General features: G+C 46.1%; 17 protein-coding genes and 1 pseudogene. 5 read left to right on the forward strand and 13 right to left on the reverse strand.

Annotation, left to right across the window (positions count from 1 at the left end):
- Positions 1-7: 7 nt before the first annotated feature.
- The 4 genes and pseudogenes from OM416_RS11780 to rpiA all read right to left on the reverse strand — a co-directional run bounded on the left by OM416_RS11780 (position 8) and on the right by rpiA (position 2737).
- Positions 8-1096: a B12-binding domain-containing protein gene (locus OM416_RS11780; RefSeq protein WP_264929455.1), complete on the reverse strand. Its 1089-nt coding sequence runs from the start codon at positions 1094-1096 to the stop codon at positions 8-10.
- 284 nt (positions 1097-1380) lie between these two features.
- Positions 1381-1842: a MarR family winged helix-turn-helix transcriptional regulator gene (locus tag OM416_RS11785; protein WP_062833727.1), complete on the reverse strand. Its 462-nt coding sequence runs from the start codon at positions 1840-1842 to the stop codon at positions 1381-1383.
- 15 nt (positions 1843-1857) lie between these two features.
- Positions 1858-2054: pseudogene (locus OM416_RS11790) on the reverse strand (GNAT family N-acetyltransferase); the annotation flags it as partial.
- Positions 2055-2065: 11 nt separating this feature from the next.
- Positions 2066-2737: a ribose-5-phosphate isomerase RpiA gene (gene rpiA, locus OM416_RS11795; RefSeq protein WP_264929457.1), complete on the reverse strand. Its 672-nt coding sequence runs from the start codon at positions 2735-2737 to the stop codon at positions 2066-2068.
- Positions 2738-3249: 512 nt separating this feature from the next.
- On the opposite strand from rpiA, the gene OM416_RS11800 reads away from it, so the two are divergent.
- Positions 3250-4992: a methyl-accepting chemotaxis protein gene (locus OM416_RS11800; protein WP_264930698.1), complete on the forward strand. Its 1743-nt coding sequence runs from the start codon at positions 3250-3252 to the stop codon at positions 4990-4992.
- A gap of 79 nt (positions 4993-5071) precedes the next feature.
- Positions 5072-8746 (forward strand): non-ribosomal peptide synthetase, encoded by a 3675-nt coding sequence (locus tag OM416_RS11805; RefSeq protein ID WP_264930699.1) that lies wholly within the window; start codon positions 5072-5074, stop codon positions 8744-8746.
- Between the two features lie 119 nt (positions 8747-8865).
- Here OM416_RS11805 and OM416_RS11810 read toward each other — a convergent pair whose 3' ends face one another.
- From OM416_RS11810 to OM416_RS11820, 3 genes are all read right to left on the reverse strand, one after another.
- The gene (locus OM416_RS11810; RefSeq protein WP_264929459.1) at positions 8866-9486 is read right to left on the reverse strand and encodes a conjugal transfer protein TraX; all 621 of its coding nucleotides are present in this window, start codon (positions 9484-9486) and stop codon (positions 8866-8868) included.
- A 43-nt stretch (positions 9487-9529) separates the two neighbouring features.
- Positions 9530-10063, reverse strand: a complete 534-nt coding sequence (locus tag OM416_RS11815; RefSeq protein ID WP_264929462.1) for a GNAT family N-acetyltransferase — start codon at positions 10061-10063, stop codon at positions 9530-9532.
- Positions 10064-10328: 265 nt separating this feature from the next.
- Entirely contained in the window at positions 10329-10802 is a 474-nt protein-coding gene (locus OM416_RS11820) for an RbsD/FucU family protein (protein WP_264929464.1), read from the reverse strand.
- 256 nt (positions 10803-11058) lie between these two features.
- Between OM416_RS11820 and OM416_RS11825 the strand changes: the two genes are divergently transcribed.
- The gene (locus OM416_RS11825) at positions 11059-11481 is read left to right on the forward strand and encodes a MarR family winged helix-turn-helix transcriptional regulator (protein ID WP_264929466.1); all 423 of its coding nucleotides are present in this window, start codon (positions 11059-11061) and stop codon (positions 11479-11481) included.
- A 30-nt stretch (positions 11482-11511) separates the two neighbouring features.
- Complete coding sequence (locus OM416_RS11830; protein WP_264929468.1) at positions 11512-12858, forward strand: MFS transporter; 1347 nt, start codon at positions 11512-11514, stop codon at positions 12856-12858.
- Between the two features lie 160 nt (positions 12859-13018).
- Here the strand turns inward: OM416_RS11830 and OM416_RS11835 are convergent, their stop codons facing one another.
- The 4 genes from OM416_RS11835 to yicI form a co-directional block, all read right to left on the reverse strand.
- Positions 13019-14320, reverse strand: coding sequence for an MFS transporter (locus OM416_RS11835; protein ID WP_264929470.1), 1302 nt, complete (start codon positions 14318-14320; stop codon positions 13019-13021).
- 158 nt (positions 14321-14478) lie between these two features.
- Positions 14479-17421 (reverse strand): glycoside hydrolase family 3 C-terminal domain-containing protein, encoded by a 2943-nt coding sequence (locus tag OM416_RS11840; RefSeq protein ID WP_264929472.1) that lies wholly within the window; start codon positions 17419-17421, stop codon positions 14479-14481.
- Between the two features lie 19 nt (positions 17422-17440).
- On the reverse strand, positions 17441-18451 hold the full coding sequence (locus OM416_RS11845) for a phosphotransferase family protein (RefSeq protein WP_264929474.1): 1011 nt from the start codon (positions 18449-18451) through the stop codon (positions 17441-17443).
- Between the two features lie 74 nt (positions 18452-18525).
- Entirely contained in the window at positions 18526-20844 is a 2319-nt protein-coding gene (gene yicI, locus OM416_RS11850; RefSeq protein ID WP_264929476.1) for an alpha-xylosidase, read from the reverse strand.
- Between the two features lie 172 nt (positions 20845-21016).
- On the opposite strand from yicI, the gene OM416_RS11855 reads away from it, so the two are divergent.
- Positions 21017-21937, forward strand: coding sequence for an AraC family transcriptional regulator (locus OM416_RS11855; protein WP_076330522.1), 921 nt, complete (start codon positions 21017-21019; stop codon positions 21935-21937).
- Between the two features lie 165 nt (positions 21938-22102).
- On the opposite strand, the gene OM416_RS11860 is transcribed toward OM416_RS11855, so the two are convergent.
- Together OM416_RS11860 and OM416_RS11865 are read right to left on the reverse strand one after the other, a co-directional pair.
- On the reverse strand, positions 22103-23023 hold the full coding sequence (locus OM416_RS11860) for a hypothetical protein (RefSeq protein WP_264929479.1): 921 nt from the start codon (positions 23021-23023) through the stop codon (positions 22103-22105).
- Positions 23024-23416: 393 nt separating this feature from the next.
- Entirely contained in the window at positions 23417-25276 is a 1860-nt protein-coding gene (locus OM416_RS11865; RefSeq protein ID WP_264929482.1) for an adenine deaminase, read from the reverse strand.
- Between the last annotated feature and the right edge of the window lie 211 nt (positions 25277-25487).

The following is a 25487-nucleotide window of genomic DNA, read 5'->3' on the forward strand; positions in this document are numbered from 1 at the left end:
CCCTCTCCTAATCCCTAACCATATCAAGATGATTACATGTATCTGTCTGAGCCAGCAATTGTTCTGCAACCGCAACTGCCTCATCGGCTCCCGGAGCATAACCGTCGGCTCCTATCGTTTTCCACAACTCCTGATCAATATTAAAGGGATATCCCCCAACCATAATCTTCACATGTGCCGTTGCCGGATGATGACGAATCAGATGAATCAGCTCTTTGGCGAGATGAAGATGATACGTCATCGTAACTGAGATCGCAACCACATCGCCCTGATGGCGTTCTATGGCCTCTACTACACTTCCATTGGGAACATTGGCTCCCAGATAGTGCGTATCCCAACCTTCCATCTCGAACACATCTGTGAGCATACGCAGTCCGATCTCATGCTGTTCACTACCTACACAGGTGGCAACCAGCTTTTTCTCCTGGCTCGTATGAATCAACCAGCGAGAATAGAGACGTGATATGAATGACTGGGTCGCTGCTGTACAAAAGTGCTCCTGCCCCACACTGATCCGATTGCATTGCCACAATCGGCCAATTTCGTATTGAGTGGGCTGAAAAATATATCGATAAATATCACGAATCGTCGCCCCGGATTCTAACTGAACTTCTATGATCTCGAAGGCTTCTTTTCGTTTATTCTCAAGTAAACACTGTAAGTACAATTGCGCGGCCTCTCCATACGGCATGGATTCGTTGATGTAACCTGCCTGTGATTCCGTTTGTGTTGTTCTATATATTCCCATCTCCAAATAATCGAGCAGAAGCGCCTTTGACGGATGGTCAAATTCCTCTTCCAATGTCTCTTTAATCAGATTGAGATTCATCGCCAGATCTTCTGAAGATACCTTGTAACCCTCAAGTAGAACTTTCAGCCACGCAATATAATGCGTAAACAGTTCGGGACTTTGTACGAGCGCACTTTCAGCCAAATAGTTCAAGCTATACTGAGAATCCTGTTTGGTTCGCATTTTCCCATTCTCGCCAAATCGCTCAAGTAAATCGGGCTGTCTGAGATACTGCTTCTCCGTTATTTTATCAGCCAAATTACCTGCTTCATGAAGTAAACGTTCTCCTGCTTCTTGATGACTCATAGATGCACCCCTCCTCTACCCGCTTCACACCTCATTCATCATTCGTGACTTATCTGGAATGAGATTGATGTTAGCTAACTTCCAATCGGGATAGGCTCCTCTACTTGATATTATCCATCCATTCCGCCCTTAATAGTTATATTCCATTATACATGAACTTTCGATGAGCATGTATTTACGCTATGAATGTATAGAATAATCTTCCTATATTATGGAGAACCGTGCAAGTCACTCAGCCAGTATATGCCTGTACTTTTCGAGTTACACAAAAAAACTGACCTGCGTTATGAACGCAAGTCAGTTTTCCCTTCTGCAGCCAGTCCCAGTTTCTTCAACATCTTAATCGCATCCACTTTCTCGGAAGGATCAAGCCCTTCCAAAGCATCAATGATAACCTGATGATGTTGAGGAAATATCTCTGTAAACAGCTGTCTTCCTTCCTCGGTTAATTCAGCGTAAATGACACGACGATCTTCCTTGGACGGCCGACGAAACAGCAGATTTTTATTTTGTAACTTATCTACAACATACGTAATATTACCACTGGACATTAACACCTTTTCACCAATCTTTTGCAAAGCCTGTGGTCCCTTATGATATAACAAATCAAGCACACCAAATTCTGTCGTATTCAGTCCGTGACTCTGGATGTCCCGATTGGAACGTGAGGTCACAGAATTGTAGGCCCGAACAAGAACCACGAATAATTGTAAAGACAGTTCCCGGTTGTCCTCCGTGTTCAACATTTCAATAATCCTCCATCAGTTGTTTACATTTCGGCTCGCATTAGAGGACAGCTTCTGCTCCCACTCCTCGCGAAGCATTCCCATACGAATTGAATCATAGTACTCCCGCGAACGATACGACACTTCCGCATTCGCCCCTCCACCTGTAATCCGGCTTTTGCAGCCGAACGCATCATTCGTTCATTACCGGACCAAGTAGTCAATCCAACCCGAACCTTCTTCCCTAAGAACGATGAAGCTCTTCGATACTTCCATCCGCATTGGCAAGAATGACTGTACTAGCCATATCCACAAATAGTCCGTTATCAACAACACCCGGTAACATGTTCAGTTGAACATTCAGGTCCGCAGCGTGATCAATCGCTTCCAAGTGGCAATCCGCGATCAGGTTTCCGTTGTCTGTCAGGTAACGCTGCTCTCCATCCATCCGCCACTGTGGTTGACAACCTAGTTTTTCCAGCGCCTGGAAGGTCCACTCTGAAGCAAATGGAACAACCTCAACTGGCAACGGGAATTTACCCAACTTTTGCACGGCTTTGCTGCCATCCGCTACAATAATCAACTTGTCACTATTGGCCGCCACGATTTTCTCGCGCAAAAGAGCCCCGCCGCCACCTTTAATCAAGTTAAATTCGGAATCTACTTCATCTGCGCCATCAATGGTCAGATCCAGACGTCCAATCTGGTCAAATGGAACGATGGGAATACCCCATTCCCGAGCAAGCTTGTCCGAAGCTTCCGAAGTGGCAACCGCTTGAATATTCAAGCCATCGCGTACCCGCTCACCAATTCGACAGATGGCATAATAAGCTGTTGAACCTGTACCTAATCCAACCTTCATCCCGTCTTCAACATATTCTGCCGCACGCTCCGCTGCTATCTGTTTAAGATTCATCTATAAACCCCCGCCTGCTCATAATTTGAGAAATGCATATGTAGTTATTATAGATAAAACCGCTTCCGATGTATATCCGTGCCTTCTGTTGCATCTTTGTCATCTTATTTTTTCCAATGTTTAATGATGTATTTTTACCCACCATGTTATAGAATACAGAATGAAGCTAAAAAATGGGAAATTTTAAAATAAACAGTTCTAAATACCTATAATTCGTCTGATATGTCCATAAATACGTAAAATATTAAAAAAAATTTAACGATACTATTCAATTTAACGACATTTTATACGACATATTAATTATAGATGTGTTTTAATATTTAGACACCTATGGTTCATACGGTACATAAGTCTCTACGAAAGCGACTAAAAAACCAAGACCATTGTCGCATAAATTTCCTTTGGAGGGGATCACGAAATGATCTAGTTCACTGTACCAAAGCAAACCTAAAGTTTCTTAATTTAAAGAAGATCAGGAGTGGGATTTTGTGAAATCATTAAGTTGGAAAAGCATGTCGTTTTTCTCCAAAAACTTGTTACTCTCATTTACCAATATCATTATCATCGGGGTAGCACTGATTGCAAGCAGTTACTATTTTCAAAAAACAGTTCTGGTTGATCAGCTACATGGACAGGTGGAACAAATTACCAAAAAGTGGGCTGAAGATATCAATCCCACCGAAGTACAAGCTGCTATTGCGGAAGGCAGCTATGATGGAGCAACACAAACGAAATTACGAGCGTATTTCGATGAAATGCAAGAATATTATCCTAACATTGCACAAGCCTACATCTTCGGTGTTGAGCTCGGTGGCGATAACAAGAGATTAACTTCACTTGTAGCGATGCCGACCAACCTAAGAGAGGCTTTTCAAAGTGAGAACGTAAATATCGGTGACATGTATGAACAGCCGGTCGTTGTAGCCAATGCACTGAAAGAAATGCTCAATACGGATCGCCCAACGTTCACAACGTTCTACTCCGATGATTTCGGAACTTGGACAACCATTGCTTATCCAATTAAAGACAGCAACGGTAAGATTTTCTCCTATTTTGCTATTGATGCAGATGCATCAGCCGTACCAGCAGGACTGAACTCCTTGCTTAAGAACGGAATTATTATCTTGGTTGCCTTCTTGCTATTATTCCTGATTATTCAATATCTTGTGGTTAAAAACACACTTTCCCCTATCCGTCACTTAATCAAAGGAATTGATGACGTAAGTCGGGGTAATTTGAATGTCAACATTCCAACAGGAAAAGACGATCTGGGACTCGTTAATGAGAAGTTCAACACCATGGTTCGTAAAATCAACGATACTATCGTAAAAGTGCAAATTACTTCACAAGAAGTGAATCAATCTGCCAAAGAACTATATGAAGTATCCGAACGAAACAGTGAAAATGCGGATTCTATCAACAACAATGTTACTCAAATCACGTCCAACATTCGTTCACAGGAACAGGCAACACGGGATAGTGCACGTGCAATGTCCGAGATGGCTACTGTAATCCAGACGATTGCCAGCAGCTCCGCAAGTGTAGCGGATGAAGCCTATGAGATGGAACGTCGTTCACAACAAGGTAACAGCGTTGTCCGTCAGGTATCTGAGCAGATGAATTTGATTACGGAATCGGTTAAGAATACCGCCTCTGCCATTGAGGTTCTGGAGAGTCGTTCACAGGAAATCGGCGATATTCTCAATATTATCTCGGGAATCTCCAGTCAGACGAACTTGCTTGCCCTGAATGCATCCATTGAAGCAGCACGTGTCGGTGAAGAAGGAAGAGGATTTGCAGTTGTTGCAGGTGAAGTACGCAAACTTGCCGAGCAGTCAGAACAAGCAACCAGCCAGGTTGGCGTATTGATCCAAGAGATTCAAGCTGGAATTAAACAAGCTGTACGTGCTATGGAACAAGGTACGTCAGAAGTAGATACAGGGCTCAGCGTAGCCGATCAAACAGGACAATTGTTCGAAGATATTTTAGAAGCAGCGAAAAAAGTGTCTAATCAGATTCAGGAAGTTTCAAGCGCGACAGAAGAAATCTCTGCGGGTACGGAGGAAATGACCGCTACAGCAGATGACTTGTCTTCAAGCGTAAGTAAGACAGCTAACAGTAGTGAACAAATCTCCTCATCGGTTGATGAGCAAAAAGCATCTTTGATTACACTGGTAGACTCCTCCACACGCCTTAACAGCATGTCTGAGGAACTTCAGGAATTGATCTCTCATTTCAATGTAAGTAAACAATAATTCAAATCCACAAACATTCGGTTTGAACCAAGGAGGAATAACTGAAGTGATTGAAAACCAATCATCATCTTCCCATTCCATGGAATCTAGCTTGCCGGTTCTGCAGATTCCACTGGATTTTGGGCGACGTCAACAATCATTCTCTTATCAGTCTGCTCAAATTACATTACATGATTCTCTGAGTCGTGAACTTAAACAGAAGTTTGGAGAACAGATGGTGTACCCGGTACTCCTCTCAGCTTATGCAGCCTTGTTATTCCGATTGTCAGCTGAACAGGAACTTGCCATAGGTGTACTTGCTCCCGATCAGGCAGCTTCCTATCTTTCATTACAGATTCAGGGCAAATTGACCTTTGGCGAACTATGTCATCAGGTTTCAGAGCAGCTCAAGATTGACTACACGCTGCAAACCGGTGGATATCCTGAAACGTTGTTTATGCTGAATAGCGTACAGTTGCCTCAAGCTCCACAAATATTGAATTGGAACGTTCGAGATGACCAGAACTTGCTCATTCTCGATCTGTTCTATGACAGTTCACTGTTGAAAGAGTCTACCGTGTTGAGATATGCAGAATACTATCAGACTCTTCTACTCGCCCTCGTGCGTGACAGTGACAAATCCATCGGTGCGGTGGATATACTTTCCGCCTCAGATCGATTGCTGTACCGTGAAATGAATGATACTTCCGTTCTCGAACCAGCGAATCAGACGGTTCATGGCTGGTTCGAAGCAACGGCAGCAGCATATCCGGATTCGCCCGCGATTACATCGCCATCCACAAGTTATACGTACAGAGAATTGAATGAACGAGCTAATCAGGTTGCACGTGTTCTGTTATCCAATGGATTGCAGAAAGGTGAATTCGTCAGTATCTTTATGGATCGAAGTCTGGAAACCATCATCTCCCTGCTCGGTATTCTAAAGGCAGGTGGTGCATATGTTCCGATCGACCCTGAACATCCACAAGAACGTAACAGCTATATTGTGGAAGATACGGCGTCATCATTCGTTCTGACAACGGAGGCTTCTTATGACCAAGCTTCCAGCTTGTTCTCCAGTATAGCTACTGTCCGCCAGATTCTCGCTGTGGATGGTCGCCTAGCCGGATTTGCAGCCAGCAACCCTAATCTCGATATTCAGCCAGATGATCTTGCGTATATTATCTATACTTCAGGGTCTACTGGTAAGCCCAAAGGTGCGCTGATTGCCCATCGGGGTGTAACCAATCTTGGCAGTGTCGTTCAGCGTGATTGTGACATTCAACCAGGGGATGTATTAACCCAGTTTGCTACATACAGCTTCGATGCATCCGTGTGGGATACCATTGGCGCCTTGTTCTATGGAGCAGAATTGTATCTGTTGTCTGCGGAAGAACGTGTATCTGTTGAAGAATTCGCAAGTGCAATTGAACGGACAGGAACAACCATTATTACGATACTGCCTACGATTTTCTTCAATCAGCTTGCTTCCTACTTATCTGAAGAAGGTTTCCACAAGTTGGCCAAAGTCAGAATCATTACTGTAGCCGGAGAAGCTCTCTATGGTGAACAGGTTCGTGCCTTCCAGCGCAAATTCGGGAACCAGATTGATATTGTTAATGTGTACGGACCTACCGAATGTACAGTAGCCACAGCCACTCACCGCATCAGTGAGCAAGTTCCAGACCATGTGGTGAACATCCCGATCGGTAAACCGATTCATAACTACAAAGTATACATTGTGAATGAAGAACATCAGCTCTGTCCTGTAGGTGTACCTGGTGAGGTATATATTTCTACCCCTGCATTGGCCAAAGGTTATCTGAATCAGCCAGAACGCACAGAACAAGCATTCATTGAGAATCCGTTTGCGATAGGTGAGAAAATCTACAAGTCTGGCGATATTGCCAAATTGCTCGATACCGGACTACTGGAATATGTCGGTCGCAGTGACTCGCAGCTAAAAATTCGTGGTCACCGGATTGAGATCGGGGAGATTGAAGATCACTTTGCGCGCCTGGATCAGATCCAGAACGTTGCCGTCATTCCGAAGAAAGAATCCGATGGACAAAATATGCTGGTGGGTTACTTTACATCCAAAGATGGCAGCACCCTTTCTGTTGCGGATATCAAGGCAGAACTGACGGAAAAACTGCCTTCTTATTTTGTACCAAAGTGGATCTGTCAGCTGGATGAAATGCCGATTGCTCCGACTGGGAAAATCAATCGCAAAGCGATGGTATCCCTGCCTCATGTGGAACGACATGAAGATCGCCCCGACCGGGTTATGCCTGAGACGGAAACGGAATCCATTATCTTGGACGCATGGAAAGAAATTCTTCAGCACGATGACTTCGGTATCGAAGACAGCTTCTTCAATGTCGGTGGTGATTCACTCCGGGTCATTCATGTACTGGTTATTCTGAAGCCACATTATCCACAGCTGAAAATTGCCGACTTCTTTGCCGAGAAAACAGTCCGTGCTCTCGCTCGTCGCGTGGAAGTACTGTCCCAGAGTGCAGCAGAAGTTACACATTCAGCGGTGACGGATGGCATGATTACACAATTATCCGAACATCCTGTGGAACTTTCTTCCCAGTTGGGGTATCCGGTCATTCGTGAACCTGAGCATGTGTTACTGACTGGTGCGACCGGTTATCTAGGCTCTCATGTGCTGCAACAGTTAATCTTGAATTCCAGTACACGAATCTACACTCTGGTACGTCGACCATCCAATGGTATAACTGCAATGGAACGTTTGACTAAAGTGCTGGAAGGTTATTTCGGCAAACAACTGACTGATCAACTCACAGCTCGCGTGGAGATTATTGAGGGAGATCTCGAACAACCTAATCTCGGTCTTTCCGCTGAACAAACCGCCTATGTTAAGGAACGAATTGACCGTGTCATCCACTGTGCTGCAGATGTACGTCATTTCGGGGATGCCGAGCAGTTCGCCAAAACAAACGTAGAAGGCACGGTCGCATTGCTGGATCTGATTCGCAGCAAACCTGGGGCTTCCTTCCACCATGTATCCACGATGGGTATTCCGGAAGATCTGGCACTCAGCGGACAGTGGGAATCCTCATTGCAATATGATCGCTTCCCGGCCGACTTGCATGTGGACAACCTGTATTCCGACAGCAAGCTTGAAGCCGAGAAAGTGCTCATGATTGCAGCTGAGCAAGGTGTACCTGTCAGTATCTATCGTGCTGGTAATCTCACTTGCCACTCTGAAACTGGACGCTTCCAGTCCAATATTGATAGCAACGCCTTCTATCGTATGATCAAAGCGATGTTATTGCTTGGCAAAGCTCCTGCTGCAGACTGGATGGTTGATTTTACACCTATCGATTATGCGAGTGAAGCCATTGTTCATCTGGCCTTGCGTCAGGATACAGCCGGTCGTGTATTCCACATCTGTAATCCGGAGCCAATCCGTTATGATGAACTGATCCGTTCAGTGAATCGGGCTGGCTATGAAGTCGAAACGCTACCTTTCGCAGATTACACACATTGGTTATTCGATTCCAGCATCAGCAAGGAGCCTGAAGCTCTACAGTTAGCCATTGCGCAGCTTGAAGGTGACGGTGCGAAGGATTCAGCCTACGTCTATGCCTGCCCTGTCACAACTGCTTATGTGGAACCTGCCGGAATCTCATGTGCGAAAACAGATGATCGCTTCATCTCCGCCATGTTAGACTACGCCGTTCAGATTGGATATTTCCCGTCTGCAATCCGGCGCCATAATGGCACATCTACAGCAATGGAGTAAATTCACTTTATCATTAGCATTTAATTAATATAGGTTACACGAAGAGAAGCCACCTTCATCGTCATTCACTGACAATAAGGTGGCTTCTTTGTATTTGTCTTCATTACCTGATCATTCTTTTACATCCAGCGGATTATAGCAATAATGGCGAGATGGGCTGGATAGAAATAGCGCCAAATCCAACGTGGTCCCTTCATACGGAACCCTGCTTGGTAATATTGAGCAATGGCAATCCCGGCGGTTGCGAGCACACTATACATTTGCACAGAGCTGTTATGCAACAGAAGATATAGTGCATTTAACACAACATGCGCCACGACAAGTACAGGACCCTGGAAATAACGGAATAACAGGACCAATAACAACCCATACATCCCGTAATCCATCTGGCTAATTTCCATGAACCAACCTGCTAAAATTACAATCGGAATGCCCAGTAGGCGGGATGGCAGTTTATCGATAACGAACAGGACCAAAAGAGCTGACCACAGGGTCCATACCACATTCAAAGAGTAATGATTAAACGCGGCCATGAACGGTACTTGCGATATAATTGCAATCCAGAACAGCCGCCATATGTATTTTTGTACGTCTCGTGTATGTTTATACCCGATATACACTGCAAAAGCATAGATTGGAAAAGCGATACGACCTATGATCCTCAACTCTATAATATGCGGAAAAAAGACAGCCCCTATATGATCAATCAACATCGTGATCATGGCAATCCACTGCATCATGTTGCGACTCCCCTCCCTCTTTCCCGACTTCACGGGCTTGCCATCATTTATATAATGCGTCTTTTTGAGCAGCCTCTAATAGACTAAGTTCATAATACATGAATTTGGTATCCAGTGCATATCCTTCGGATTCATATAAAGCTTGAGCTTGCTTGTTACTTAATTCAGTCGAGAGCGATATACGAAGAACTCCACGCTCAGATGCCAATCGCTTGGCCGCTTGCAGCAACTTCCTTGCTATACCTTGCTGACGATAATCAGATTGAACATACAGATCATTAAGCACCCAGATGGGCCCCATCGATACCGAGCTGAAACTGGGATACAGCTGAACGAATCCGGTACAATTCATGCCCTTCGAGAGTGGCGTACCGTCGCTTTCAGCTGTTCCCTGATCACTTTCCACATCGGTTTCTGCTACCAAAATCACCGATTCATGGCTTTCCATTCGTTCTTTAATATAACGATATGCTGCCTCAACATCTGTATTTTGTTTGTAGAATATCCGGTATTCATTGAACAATCGCCCCACTTCATTACAATCAGGGAGGCCTGCTAGTCTGATTCGGTGCTGCATTCCATTCAACTCCTTTGGGATGGAGACCATCGCCTCATCGTTTGTGTGTCTTTCTATTGTAAAACAAACCCTTCCCTTTCTCCATTCATCATCTGCATCAAAGTTTGTAGTATCTTGGACATGGACTCGCTATTCGTTCATACGCGCTTCCAGTTTGCATCTTGCTTATCAGTCCATGGCAATTCTGTGTGTTTTGTTATATTGACTTCGAATTGGAAAAAATAAAAAGGCGACCAAAGCATCTGCTGCTCCGTCGCCGTAATTTTCAGTTTCTTTTAGCATTCTGCTGATGTTGACCAGGATCAGCATCAGGGAAAATGACGCCTTTCTTGAGAATCAGATTGGCATATTGTGCACGCTCCCCGGTTGCAACAATTACATAGGCACGCGAAGCACGTTCATAAAAGTCAAATCGCTCTTCATGATCGAAAGCATCGGTAATGCCTTCGTATTCTTCAATCAAACGACGGTAGTCTTCCCATATGATCGGGATCACCTGATCCCCTTTCACAACCTGCATGACAGCAGCGGGACGCTCAGCATAGGTATCCAGTGGATATAATTGTAGGATGGCATCCAGCAGTTCAACGACTCCCAGTGCATCACAGCGTACCAGTCGTTTGGCATGACTGGCTGCCGGGAAATTACCATCCGCCAGGACCAGCTCGTCTCCATGCCCCATTTCAGACATGATTTTGAGTAATTCCGGAGGGATTATTGCGGGAATATTCTTCAGCATACACAGCACTCCTTGGTCTTCTCCAACATCGGTTAGAGCGAATTGGTTTTATCCGTTCTTCAAACACTCTAGGCATGACTCCATAGAAGCGGTTTCATTTCCATTCTAACAGTATTTTTGGATCATTGCATTGTGTACGCGTATGTTCGATATGAGAATATTCCATTTTGACAAAAATACTTGTTTGGCATATAGTTGTTATAACAACTAATTGATTGGAACATTTTTATGACGGAAAGCGAGGTCTCGCAATCACATGGACTATACACTGGAACAATCTGTTGGATTCATGCTGGGTTTCACACATCGTAAAGCAGTAGCTTTACTTGCAACGCGGTTCAAACCTTATGATATTACGACAGAGCAATTTTCTGTCCTTTTTAATGTTGACCGAGGTGAAGGTGTGAATCAGAAAGAGTTGGCCTCACGTGTCTTCAAAGACCAACCAACCACTGCCCGGATTATTGATCTGCTTGAAAAGAAAGGCTGGGTAGAACGCCGGACCAGCGAACAGGATCGCAGAGCCTATCTGTTATATCTCACCAAGGAAGGCAAAGCGTTAATTGATATCCTGGTTCCGATTGAAAGAGAAATGAATAAAGAACTTGCTGAAGGTATATCTGAAGACCAGATGGAAGCATTTAAACATACTCTTTCCCTCATTAACCGCAATCTGTAATGAATCACAACTCAGGGGGAATACATCATCATGAAAGAACAATCCACACAAGTTCGGCTCTGGACCACCGATTTTATTCTGCTCATGCTATGCAACTTTTTGCTGTTCTTGCAGCTGCACATGATCGTCTCTCCACTTCCGTCCTATGTTCAGGAACGATTTCACGCAAATGCGTTTGAGGTCAGTCTCTTCACCTGTTTGTTTGCACTAAGTGCCATTGCCGCCCGTCTCTATTCAGCGAAAGCACTGGAGAAGGGCCTTCGTAACGCCATGATTTATATCGGCCTGTCCGTAGCCCTGCTGGCAACGCTCGGCTATTATTTTGCCGCAGGTATAGCTGTGCTCTTGTTGCTGAGAATGTTATTTGGTATCGGGTTCGGTATGAGTAGCACCGCTTTTCCAACGATGGCCTCGGACATTGTGCCCGTCAAACGAATGGGTGAAGGTATGGGTTACTTCGGGTTATCGACTAGCCTGGCTATGTCTATGGGTCCAATTATAGGGGTCTCTCTACTCCAAGGTGCAGGATTCGTAACCCTGATGTTATGTACTGCGGGTGTCCTCGTTGTCATCTATCCACTGAGTTATTCGCTGACACGCAAAAAAGCTGCCAGAACCGATAACAGTGCGAACATTATGCCACAGGCTACAGCTACCGCTTCAGGTACGCAATCGAAGCAGAAGACACCTTTCAACCGCAAGCTGATTCTGCCCAGTGTACTGAATTGCCTGTTATCCATCACGTATGGTGGGCTTGTCGGATTTATCGTCTTGTATGGCAAAGAAGCTAACCTGGCGAACCCTGCGCTGTTCTTTTTGTTCAATGCACTCGCCGTGTTACTGGTTAGACCATTTGCAGGACGGATCTATGACAACAAAGGTCCAAAAGCGTTGCTCATACCAGGGGCCATATTTATTGCTATCGGGCTCATTCTGCTCTCATACGCAACTTCCATGTCCACCCTGTTCATTGCTGCTTTTATCTACGGGATTGGCTATGGTTCCATGCAGTCGTCTCTGCAGACCTGGATGATTCAGGTTGTATCTCCTTCTCAGCGGGGGATGGCTAACGGCATGTTTTTGAACTCGCTGGATCTGGGTATTGCGACCGGCGCACTTCTGCTCGGTGCCATTGCGTCCATGACCAGTTATACGGATATGTACCGTTATTCCGTGATGTTCATGATTCTGTTCTTGCTAATATATCTGGTTCAGGGAAAACGGAGTGGTAGCTTCTCCATTGAACCTCATGCACTGCTCGCTCATACTCATATCCCTGCAACGGAATCAGAATCAGATCAAGATCAATCCAAGAATACACAATCTGGAACCAACAACACCGAAGCGAGCCAGTCGACTAAAAGCAGACATGAATGATTGGTTAATCATTCTGCTCACAGAAACGAGAAACGCGTTTACATCGAGAAAGCAATCTCATCTGCTTTCTTAGGCGTAAACGCGTTTTCTTATCGAAACAGATTCGGATGTTAAACTTAAGGCAGCATTGGAATGAACGTGGCGTACAGCAGACGTCTATCTAGAATGGGCTTTTTTTGCGACCAATTGGAGCATACCCTCTACTCGCCTCAATCACATCCATAGATCCTTCATCCTGTTTCCGCGCGCTCCCTGAAGTAGGTTGGTCGCCGTGATCCGGCTTGACTGCGAACAACGTGAGCAATCCGCCCACTGCACCAGAAGCGGCGAGCACACCAAAAAGCAGAAAATGATGAGATCCAATCAGCAAAGACACCACCGGTGGACCGAGAGATACGCCAATGAAGCGCATACTGCTGAATAGAGCTGTGATCGTGCCCCGCTGTTCTTTGTCCACTCCCTCTGTAATCAGGGCATCCAGACACGGCAACGTTGCGCCTATTCCGGCACTTCCCAATGTGAAGAGACCTACTACAACATAGATATTATCGAATAAACCTATAACGCCAAGGGAAACTGTCAAAAGCGCAAGCCCTGTGAAACCAAGCCATTTCATTCGTGTTTTGTTCTTGCCAATCCACTTCCCTGCCAGAAATGAAGACAGGCATAGTGCTGCCAGCGGAATAGCAAGAACAAGCCCTTTAAGAACACCTTTCAAGGCAAATTCGCTCTCGAGCGTCTCGGATAGGTAATAAAGCACGCCAAAAATGACAAACATGCAAATACCGCCGATTGCAAACAGCGCATACAACCAGCGTCCCTTTTCTTTCAGTACGTCACGAATGGAAGCCACAAATTCCGTAAAGGTAGGCGGTTTTTCTTTTTTCTTGGGTGTTTTCACCAAGAAAATAACCAGGATCAACGAAAGCACACAAAGTACAGGGATAGCCATAAATGGCGCATACCACAACCACACCGCCAGCGCTGCACCCAGAATCGGACTTATGACTTTACCAAACGTATTCGAGGTCTCAATGATTCCTAGGCTTTTACTTACCTCGTTCTCATCTTTAAACATATCTCCAACCAATGGAATGACAATAGGAAATGCGCCGGCTGCGCCTATTCCTTGCAAGAACCTGCCACCCAGAATGGTCCAGTAGGCTATGTTTCCGTTCAGCATCCATGCTGCCACACCAGCCACAGCACCTCCGACGGCTGCAATGACAAGACTGGGAATGATCACTGCTTTTCTGCCGAAACGATCCGACAAATAACCTGCGAGAGGAATAAGCAGGATGGCAACGACGGCGTAGACTGTAATGAGCATACTGACCTTAAATGCAGATACCTTCAATTCACGTTCAATCTGTGGCAGGATCGGTATAAGCATGGAGTTACCCAAGGTCATTATTAAAGGGATGGAAGCAAGTGCGACAAGGTCCCACTTTTTATCGTTCATACCACAACCACCTTTACAGATTCTACACACAACAGCATTATTGTGCTTGTTTCGGAGGTTGATTATGCAGGACATGTTGGATGTTACCGCTTGTTCACACAAAGAAGCTGTCATGCACGCATTCGTGCAAGACAGCTCCTTTGGTTCAATATTTACAACTACAACAACCTAAAGTGCCGTAACGCTGCTCCACCTTTGAAAATAATATACAGCTCATTCACCTTATGTGACGCCTCAAGCGAACACTGGACCGTTGTCCACTTCATATCTTTCCCATTCACACTGCCTCCAGGACCGGAAACCTCACACACACCGAGCAGTTCGCCCTCCGGTCCTCCTGAACGAATCTCCAGTCTGCCCCCTTCCCCAAAGGCTGCAACTCTGGCTTCAAATCCGTGCAGTTCCTGAACAGCATTATGGTTGTAAGAGATCCAAGATGACTGACCATCTCGATATAAGGGTTCTTCCCGAGTGATTGCCCGAACTGCCGAACGTCCTTCCAGACATTCATCCAACAGAACACCTGCACATGCATCGTAATTCTCTGCCAAGGTTAGCACGTCTAGAGGACGATCAGGAATCGTCTCACCCTCAATCTCAATATCAGCCGACTGGCGTATACCTGCAGAAGAACGCCCTGCAAGGATGGCCCAGGTCGCTGTCTCCAGGCAGTATCGATCTCGGGTAACATCCCATAGCTCCAGCTTCTGAACAGGAACCTCGAAACGTACCGTAACACGCGACCCTGCTTTGACATGAACACGACGGAAAGCAAGCAATTGCTTCTGAGCGCGTTTCACACGTGAGGTATGTGCAGATCCATAGATCTGAACGACTTCATCACTGTCACGTTTACCCTTATTGTATACCCCTACTTCAATCTTCAATTGATCTGTGCTGTTGGATTTCGCTGTAGTATCACGACTTACACGAATCGCCTCGTATTCGAATTCCGAATAGGTCAGACCATGTCCAAATGCATATTGAACCGGCCCTTCATGATACATATAGGTCATGCCATTCTGAATGATGTCATAGTCCATCATGTCAGGGAGCTGTGATTCATCTTCATACCATGTCATATTTAATCTGCCTGCCGGGGCATAGTGACCTAACAACACATCTGCAAGCGCGTTCCCCAATTCCTGACCTGCATGTGTCATATATACGATTGCCCGGGCAATACCTTTCAACTCCTGCAAGACAAATGGATAACTGCCCATAATGACAACCACTGTATTAGGATTAGCCTCGCACACAGCTTTAACAAGCTCGACCTGATTCGGCGGAAGCAACAGACTTGGTCGGTCAATTTCCTCTTTGCCGTTGATGTATGGGCTATTGCCCACAACAACGACAGATGCCTGACTGCTACGTGCCGCTTCTACGGCTTGTTCTATTCCGCGTGTCACGATATCGATCTCGAAGGCCACAGATTTTGGTGTGTTGCTTGGTGATTGACTTGTGCGTCCAGTGTCATCGTTTTCATCCGGAGTTGCACCAGTCGCTTGTTCTGTCTGCGGTGGTACCGGTGATAAAGTAGAACGTCCCTGATATTCACTCAGTCCAACGGGAATACTATTCCACGTCCGCAAGGTGTTGCTCCCGTCCGTCTGGGGGTCGAATTGTACAACTTCCTTCACGAACCAGCCACCGATCTCTGGTGCGTTCGCCTGATAGATGCCATGCTCGGTTAAACTTACATATCGATAATTTTTCACACTTCTCAACGTATGACTTCCCCAGCCCCAATCCTGATGTACGAACTCGGCTGCAAGTGCACTGCGCTCTGGTACAGCCACCAGTGTACCTTCGGCACCAAGGGTAATAACCTGTCTGTCTACTGTCTTCAGACCAATACGATCATTCCCATCGACATAGGTCACGTCTGCTTCAGGTAAACGATTACGCAGTCCATCGAGGACGGATACATGATAGGGTAGTGTCCCGCTATACCAATCGGTATAGACAACATCTGCAAGTGGTCCAATCACACTGATTTTCTGCAATGCTTCTGGTTGCAAAGGAAGCAAGCCATCATTTTTTAGCAAAACAATCGATTCGGCAGCAGCACGATAACTGAGTTTGGCATGTTCTGGTGCACATAATACCGACTCAGGTATGGAGGCATAAGGGTTCCGTCCCGACTGATCCAGTTGTCCAAGTCGCATCCGAACACCGAAGATGTTGCGAATCGCTCGGTCCAGATCAGCTACCTCCAACAGATCCCGGCCCAGAGCTTCCTCCAGAGCAGATACGACAAGATCAACTTCATCTGTGAGACAGTCCACCCCTGCCTTCAACGCACCTGCTGCTGACTCGGCATGGCTGGTATGGTAACCGTGATAATCGACCGTCTGGGACAGGTCCCCACCGTCACATACAATAAAACCAGGCATCGACCACTCACCTTTAACCACATCATTCACATATGGACTTTCAATGGCAGGTGTACCATTAATGGAATTGTAAGCTGTCATCATGGACAAGGCTCCGCCTTCCACAAATGGCGTCTCAAATGCTTTTAAATAATATTCACGCAGATTGCGCGGATCGATGCTGGATGAACAATTTAGCCGATCTTTCTCATTATTATTGGCAAAAAAGTGTTTCAATGTAGCGACCATTTTCAGATAAAAAGGATCATTTCCCTGCATGCCTTTGACGAGTGCTGCCGACATCTCTCCAGTGAGGACCGGATCTTCCCCGTATCCCTCCTCCGTTCTGCCCCAGCGTGGATCACGTTCCAGGTCAACTGTAGGTGCCCATAATGTTAACCCGTGAACCTCAGGATCACGGTGATGGTATGCCCTCGCTTCATCGCCAATAACGGAACCAATCTCCCGCATGAGCCGCGTATTCCAGGTACTTGATAGACCGAGAGGTTGCGGAAACACCGTCGCCTCCCCTTTCCACGCCACCCCGTGGGCAGCTTCGCCCCCAACATTGTAGGCTGGAATGCCAAGTCTTGGTACAGCTGCTTCGCGCGTAGGAATTAGTCGAATTTTCTCCTCCGTTGTCAATCGTGCAATCAGATCATCCAACCGTTCCTCAAGTAAAAGTGACGCGTCCCACATCGGGTATTGATGATACTCCTTCATCCTTCATTCCTCCTACAAATTAGTTGTGTTCAAGTTGCTTCCATTGATCCAGTAAATCCAGTGTACGCTGGCGATACTTCTGACCATCTTCGGGTTGATTGACCTGATGTTCATGAACGTAGGCATTAAAATACGAAGACAGTATTCGGTACGCAAGCCTGCGTGCCTTTCCATCAGCAGAGGGATCGAGTGGACGATCATATCCTTCATGAAAAGCCATCGATTCTGTTGACAATATGGCTTCAAACTCCCTGTCGGCAAACATGGAACGATCTCCGTCGATGATGGCCGCAATATTTAGCTCACCGTTTTCCACATGAACAAGCACGTTGGCTTCCCAAAGGTCATTATGAACAAGTACCGGACGGGTCACCTGATCGAATAAGTCTTTATTTTTGATGAAGATAGCTGTGATTTCTTCCCCCACACCTGGCATATACTCGGCTTGTTTCGCTTTAAGTGCCGTTTCTTCTGCAAAAGAGTGCAACACCTCGGACCATTGATCCGAGCCTTTAATTGAACCATCCCCCTGCGGCCAGCCAAACGATGCACCCTCGATCTGATGCATGGTGGCGGTATAGGCGCCAAGCTGATGGTACAATCGCTCTTTATCTGTCTCCGAAATCGATATATGGTCCAGCTGTTTACTAGGGATAAACTCCATAAACATGTAGGTTCTCGGAATAATTGATCCACTGTCATCACAGGTAATAATGTTTGGAGCAGGGATGCCTGCCTTGCAGTAATATTCATACACGATCGGTTCAGCCGCCATCATCGTGCGTTCGAACGAAAAAAGCGGATCACTCGCAGAACCGGCCGCCATCTCTGCCCGCTCTGGAGCCAAACGTAAAATTACATCCGTAACTGATGCGTTTTCAAGCTGAATCCGATAGGTTGTATTAAAAAGTCCACCTTGCAAAAGAACAAACTCTTTTACTTTGGTACCGCTTCCAAAATTATTCTCCACCAAGTGGTGCAGCACCTCTGCTGATATCGTGCAGTGCAAACCGGAATTTGTTGTGCTCATTTCATTCAATCTCCTATCATCGTAGACAAACAGACGGCACCTTGCGGCACCGTCCTTTCTTCTACTATATCATTTTACAGTTGAATTGTAAGCGAGGTTGCGCCTGTTGCTGCCGTAACGACAACACCATTTGCACCAGACACTTGGGAACCACCTTCAACACTGGAGACACTCTCAATGCCGCGAAGCACGATGTTCCATGGTTTGCCTGCGCCTTCAGCACGAACTTCCAGCACTGATCCATTACGTGTAACGTTTACAGTCAGCTCCTGTTCAGCAGCTTGGTTCACAACGACAGCTTGAGCCGTTTGACCGTCAGCCAGTTCGAACAAGTGCAGGGACACATCATTGGCAAAGTCATAATCCGGTTTGCTATCTACAGCACCGACAGCGATCAGACTGTTTGGCTTAACCATCATTGGCAGTGTTTTGAAGTCATGGTTTTCACTGATCCAGCGTCCACCTTGTACTTTCGCTCCTGTCAGATAGTTCGTCCAAGTTCCTTCAGGCAAGTAGTAACGCACATCGCCTTCCTTGTTAAAGATTGGAGCTACCAGGATCGAATCGCCGAACATGTATTGCGTATCCAGGCTGTATGTTGTTGGGTCATCCGGGAAGTCCAACAGCATAGCACGCATCATCGGAATACCTTTTACCGTCGACTCCACCGCAGAATTGTACAAGTACGGCATCAGGCTGATTTTGAGTTTGGTAAAGTCACGAACAACGTCCACGGATTCCTCGTCAAACAGCCAAGGCACACGATACGACGTACTTCCGTGCAGGCGGCTGTGAGAAGATAACAGTCCGAATTGTACCCAGCGTTTGTAGACGTCAGGGCTCGCTGTGCTTTCAAATCCGCTGATATCATGACTCCAGAATCCGAAACCGGAAAGTCCGAGCGAGAGGCCGCCTCGAAGTGATTCAGCCATGGATTCATACGTTGAAGAGCAGTCGCCGCCCCAGTGAACCGGGAACTGTTGACCACCTGCTGTTGCAGAACGTGCAAACAGGGCAGCTTCGTTTTTGCCAATTTTCTCTTCGAGCAATTCAAATACAGCTTTGTTATAGAGCTGTGTATAATAGTTGTGCATTTTAACCGGATCAGAGCCATCGAAGTACACGACATCTGTCGGAATTCTTTCGCCGAAGTCTGTCTTGAAGGAATCTACACCTTGATCAAGCAGGACTTCCAGCTTACTCTTATACCAATTCACAGCATCCGGATTCGTGAAGTCAACCAGAGCCATACCTGCTTGCCACATATCCCATTGCCATACGCTGCCATCCGCTGTTTTCACCAGATAACCGTTCTCCATACCTTCATCGAACAAGTAGGATTTTTCTGCAATATATGGATTGATCCAAGCACAGATTTTAAGACCCTTTTCTTTCAGACGTGCAAGCATGCCTTCCGGATCAGGGAACATCGCTTCATCCCATACGAAATCAGACCATTGGTATTCCTTCATCCAGAAGCAGTCAAAATGGAATACAGACAGCGGAAGATCACGTTCAGCCATGCCATCTACGAAATGGTTAACCGTTGCTTCATCATAATCCGTTGTGAATGATGTTGTCAGCCAGAGACCAAATGTCCATGCTGGTGGAAGCGCTGGTTTACCTGTCAATTTCGTATAATTATTAAGTACATCCTTAGGATTGTCACCGCCGATAATGAAGTATTCCAACGTCTCGCCTTCTACGCTGAACTGCACTTTAGATACATTCTCGGATGCAATCTCATACGATACGCGTTCAGGATGATTTACAAAAACGCCATATCCTTTATTGGACAAGTAGAACGGAATGTTCTTATAGGACTGCTCACTGCTTGTACCGCCGTCCTCATTCCAGGTATCGACGATTTGGCCATTCTTAACAAACGGCGTGAAGCGCTCACCAAGTCCATAAACGTATTCACCAATACCAAGATCCAGCTGTTCACGGAAGTACGCTTCCTTGCTCGGTCCTGTAATATAACCAGCTGCTCTTTGACCGCTACCTGTAATGCGTTTTCCTTCATACAGGAAGCTGACGTCCCAACCATTTGTTTTGTCGATTTGAACTTCCAGGTTGCCGCTTTTCAAAACAGCACCTTGTTCATTTTTCGAGATGTCAACGTTTGCATCTTGCGTGTTAAGCTCAAATACAGGCCCTTTTTTCACTCCGCCTTTATGATGATTCAAAGTTACACGAATAACGTTAGGCATAGGTGAGCTGTATGTTGCTTTCAGCAATGTACCGTTCAACGTGTCGCCTTTACTGCGAATATATTTAGTTGCCGCATATACGGTCAAAGAATTATCTTTTTGCACAATATCACGAATGTCAGTCGGGTTTTGAATTTGGTACCCTTCACGAGTCATCCAGAATCCATCAGTAAATTTCATGTTTTCTTTCCCCCTTCGGTTATACTATAATAATATTGATATTAATAATGAATTTCTTCTCTTATTTTGACCAAATATATCACGATTTTGATATTAACCATCCGATTCTTGAACATCAACACCAAACTTTGGAAACGATTACATTAATAATGCAGTGAAAGGAGGCGTTGATATGGAACGTGAACGATTACGGGAAGACCGGATTCACGGCAATGCCATGTATCCGGTCAGTGTGTATCCGGATATCCAACAACTCAATGGAGATAGCATTCTCGATTGCCATTGGCATGATGAGATGGAGTTCACTATGGTTACCGAAGGATGTGCCGTCTTTCAGATTGATATGAACACCGTTGAGGTTCAAGCTGGAGAAGCCATTTTCATCAATCGAGGTGAGATTCACGCGGGTTATCTCAAGGGCGATGTTCCCTGCGTTTTCTCTTCCATTGTGTTTAATCCGGAGCTGCTCGGCAGCCGCACCTTCGATACGGTACAGGAGAAATTCATCGGCCCACTGGTACGCAAAACGGTGATTCCCCCTTTTCATATCAAGGCAGATGAGGATTGGGGACAAGAAATTCTCGATCACCTGAAACGCATATTTGCCGACCATGCTGCTGGAACAGAAACGTGTGAAATGTCAACGAAAGCATACCTGTACCTTGTATTTGCCCGAATGTTCGAACATATGAGACCTGCTCCGCTCAAAGGTACTGTGGCTACAGGGAGTCATGACAAGGTAGAGCGGCTAAAATCCGTGCTCGGCTATATCCACAAGCGTTATCCCGAACCATTGAAGCTGAAAGAGCTGGCCGATGAGGCCAATATGAGCGAAGGACACTTCTGCCGTTTCTTCAAACAGATGGTGCAGAAAACTCCTGTAGATTATATTAACTATTACCGCGTTCAACAGGCCTGCGTTCAGCTTGAGAATACGGATCACAAAATTGTCGATATCGCGATGGATGTGGGTTTTGAGCATCTAAGCTACTTCATCACTACATTTAAAAAACATAAAGCCACAACACCTTCACAGTATCGCAAAATGTTCTATGAGAACGTAGCCATGGAATCTGCACTGGTTCAGGTATAGAAGAAGAAGGTGCTCACAGCTTATCAGCTGCAAGCACCTTCTTCTTCTTGTTTATCAACTTTCCTGCGAACGAGTGAGCTAACGCACTGATCTGGGCCACATTGGCTCAGTTAGGACTCATTTCATTGGCTGCTATCAGAAATACACTTTGAAGTTTAACAGTTTTCACTTTTTCAACGTCTTCCATGAAGTGTATTCATGCACGGAGAAGCCGTTAAAAGATGCATGGGCTGAAGCCATTTTTTCGACCAATTTCAATTGTGCTTCCATATAAGCAGATCCCTCTTCATAAAAAGTAATGAAGTCGCCTTCCTTACTTTGCTTCGTTTCCACGGCTATGGAAATCGTCTTGCCCAGCAGAGCCGCTTCCGCAAGCTCATCCTTCGCTACACTATAGATCGCAGCAGCTGTATCGCGGTAAGCCATGATGGTGATGGAGTCAAATTTGCGGATCATCCAGCTGCTAACTGCCATCGTTGAACCCGGAATTTTGTAGTTATCCAGCCAGAAAGGCAGATCAGCGGCTACCGGCATCTTCATCCGTGATGCTCGCCCTACAATGTATTCCACATTGCCTTGCCACTGCGTAATTACACTAGCCTGATTGATTTTCCATTGCGGATGCACATGTGGCTCAATATCCAGATGAATACCTGCAAATTTCTCATTAGGCAGAGCCTCTGCCTGATACGCTTCGATCCAGTCCAGGAAAGAAGCAATCTGTTCCCGACTTTCCGTCAGCCCCCAGGCTGATCTTCCATCCATAACGTCAACCGCAATATTCTTGGCTCTCGCCTGACGGATAAAGCTTTTATAATCCGGAATTTTCACATCCCGGTTCATTTGCAGATAAATCGTATTAATCTTGTTCGTTGTCGCAAAATTCAATACCTCGTGAGGATTACTTCGAATTTGGGTCGTGTCCCACACCCACGTCGCTCTCGCCGGCACATCAAGGTCTCCATGAATTGTTTCATAACTATCCACAGAACCAATGGCAACGGCTTTCGAAGTATAGGCTGTACTCGCACACAGGATCAAACAACTGAGTAATAAGATAAAACGGTAACCCCTTTTGCTTTTCATATTTGTACACTCCCTCTGAAGTTATCAGCTCTGACGTGTAAATCCGGATGAAATTGTGTCGTTTCATATTCATTTTATGGAGACTTATTTCAGTACGACGAATTTGGATTGCTTCTATATGCAATATCATCTCTAAGACTTACGACGAAAGAATCATATAACTATATTTCGGGAATTCGTAGTTCTGTATGTATAGTTCTAAAGTCACAATTATAAGCTATTTTCTAAATTCACCCTACTTTCTTCATGACTTCAGTCATTATTGCCATATGAAAACCAAGCTCCAGAAGACCTAGAAAGCGTTTTCTCCAGAAACGCACAAAAAAACCGCCCTAAGGCGGCTTTGCATGTATCTTAACTTAATGATGCTCTTGCTCTAATAGACATTTCCGTTCATTCATTACCCGATGGAGTTACCGGTGTACCGTCCACCACTTCATCGAAAAGAGACACCAGTTCAATGCCTTCTGCAGAGATCCGCACAAGCCCCTTGTCAGACAAACGCAATTCTGGAATCACAACTAGCGCCAACAAGGAAAGTGTCATAAATGCATTATTCAACGTACATCCTGCGGACTGTAAGGCTTCACTGACTGCTGCTGATTGGGCTGCAACCACTTCGAAAGACTCCGTTGACATCAGACCTGCAATCCGCAGCGGGAATTCAGTTACACCTGTAGCCGTTACCACGGCTACCCCACCTTGCATACGAATAACACGATTACCAGCTTCGGCCATCAAAGCATCATCATTACCGATAATCAACAGGTTATGACTGTCATGAGCAACCGTCATCGCAATCGCAGCTGGCGATGTGAAGCCAATGCCTCCAACCAGCGCAACCGCTCGATTCCCGGTTTGTTTGTGACGCTCCAATACCGCGATTTTGCACACTTCCCCTGAAGTTGAAACCACAACCTTGCCGTTCTGCACTGTAACAGGCAGGTGTTTCTCCTTCGTATCCACATGGTTCTCTGTCACATGAATGATTTTGGCACCAATCGTACCCTCTGTAATCGGTGCAGCCAGCTCCAGATCCTCTGGCTGAATATTAGCTTCCAACTTCACCGTGTTCAGTGCTTCTTCCGGATACGTGAAGCTGTCCCAGACCGCCGTCATTTTCCCACTCTCGGCCACAACTTGCCCGGCAGCAATCGTCATCCCCACACGTACATCCGCCAGACGGCCGTCCAGCAGAATAATATCAGCTATATTGCCGGGAATAACCGCACCGATGTCGCGAGCAACCCCGAAGCGCTCAGCCGTGTTAATGGTTGCCATCTGGAAAGCCGTGACCGGCTTCACGCCTTGGGATATCGCGAGACGAACAACAAAGTCCATATGTCCTTCTTTGAGCAGCGATTCAGAGCTTCGGTCATCGGTCACCAGCATCATCCGGCGTGTATCCAGTCCAAGCTCGGTACAGGCTTTGATCGTCTCGGCCACGTCATGCCATGCCGATCCCTGGCGCATTTTCGCATACATCCCGAGGCGCAGACGTTCGACCACATCTTCCTTGGTCACACATTCATGATCCCCTGTTACGCCACTCGCTGCGTAAGCTGGCAGACGCCAGTCATCTGCTGCCCAGGTAAAGTGACCGTCTGCCACTTTGCCTGCTCGGAGGGTCGCCTGTATCTCACCGATCATCGTCTCGTCCCCATAGACGACCCCTGGGAAGTTCATCACTTCCCCAAGGCCAATCATGTCCGGACCCCAGGAAAGAGCCTCAGCCACCTCTTCAGGCCCTATATAGGCACCCGTTGTCTCCAATCCCGGATGGGTGGAAGGCACACAGGAAGCCACCTGCATATAAGCAGCCAGCGGTGTGGTGCGTGCTTCATCCAGCATCAATCTCAAACCTTTGAGACCAAGTACGTTGGAAATCTCATGTGGGTCAAAGAAACCTCCGGTCGTGCCTGAAGGCAAAACTGCTCTCGCAAACTCGGTTACTTTCATCTGTGTACTTTCGATATGGCAGTGCCCATCCAGCAAACCAGGAGCGATATACTTACCGTTCGCTTCAATAATCCGGGTATGTTCTCCGATGGTGTGGCTTACATCTTTGCCGACATAAGCGATACGAGCTCCCTGTACTGCTATGGACATCTCAGGCAAAATCTCACCCGATATCACGTTCACCAGCGTACCTCCCCGAATGACCAAAGTCGCTGGCAAATCTCCCCGGGCTGTAGCGACCAGATCCGGTACACAATCGGCCATAAGCGGCCGTTCAAAAGATAGTTTGTTCATATGGTTGCCTCCTTTAATAAACGATCCCAAAAAAATATATTGTTACGATTATATGAGTCTGGACCTCATGTGTAAAGAAAAATCACATCCATTGTGCCGCAATACAAATTATGAAGTCATATTTATCCACGGAACCCAATCCTTACGAATTCAAGTCAAGTTTTTTGTTCAATCCGATCACCGATACCTGAATGTAACCTCATCACGTATA

The sequence above is a fragment of the Paenibacillus sp. LS1 genome (assembly GCF_026013365.1).
Taxonomy (GTDB): Bacteria; Bacillota; Bacilli; order Paenibacillales; family Paenibacillaceae; genus Paenibacillus.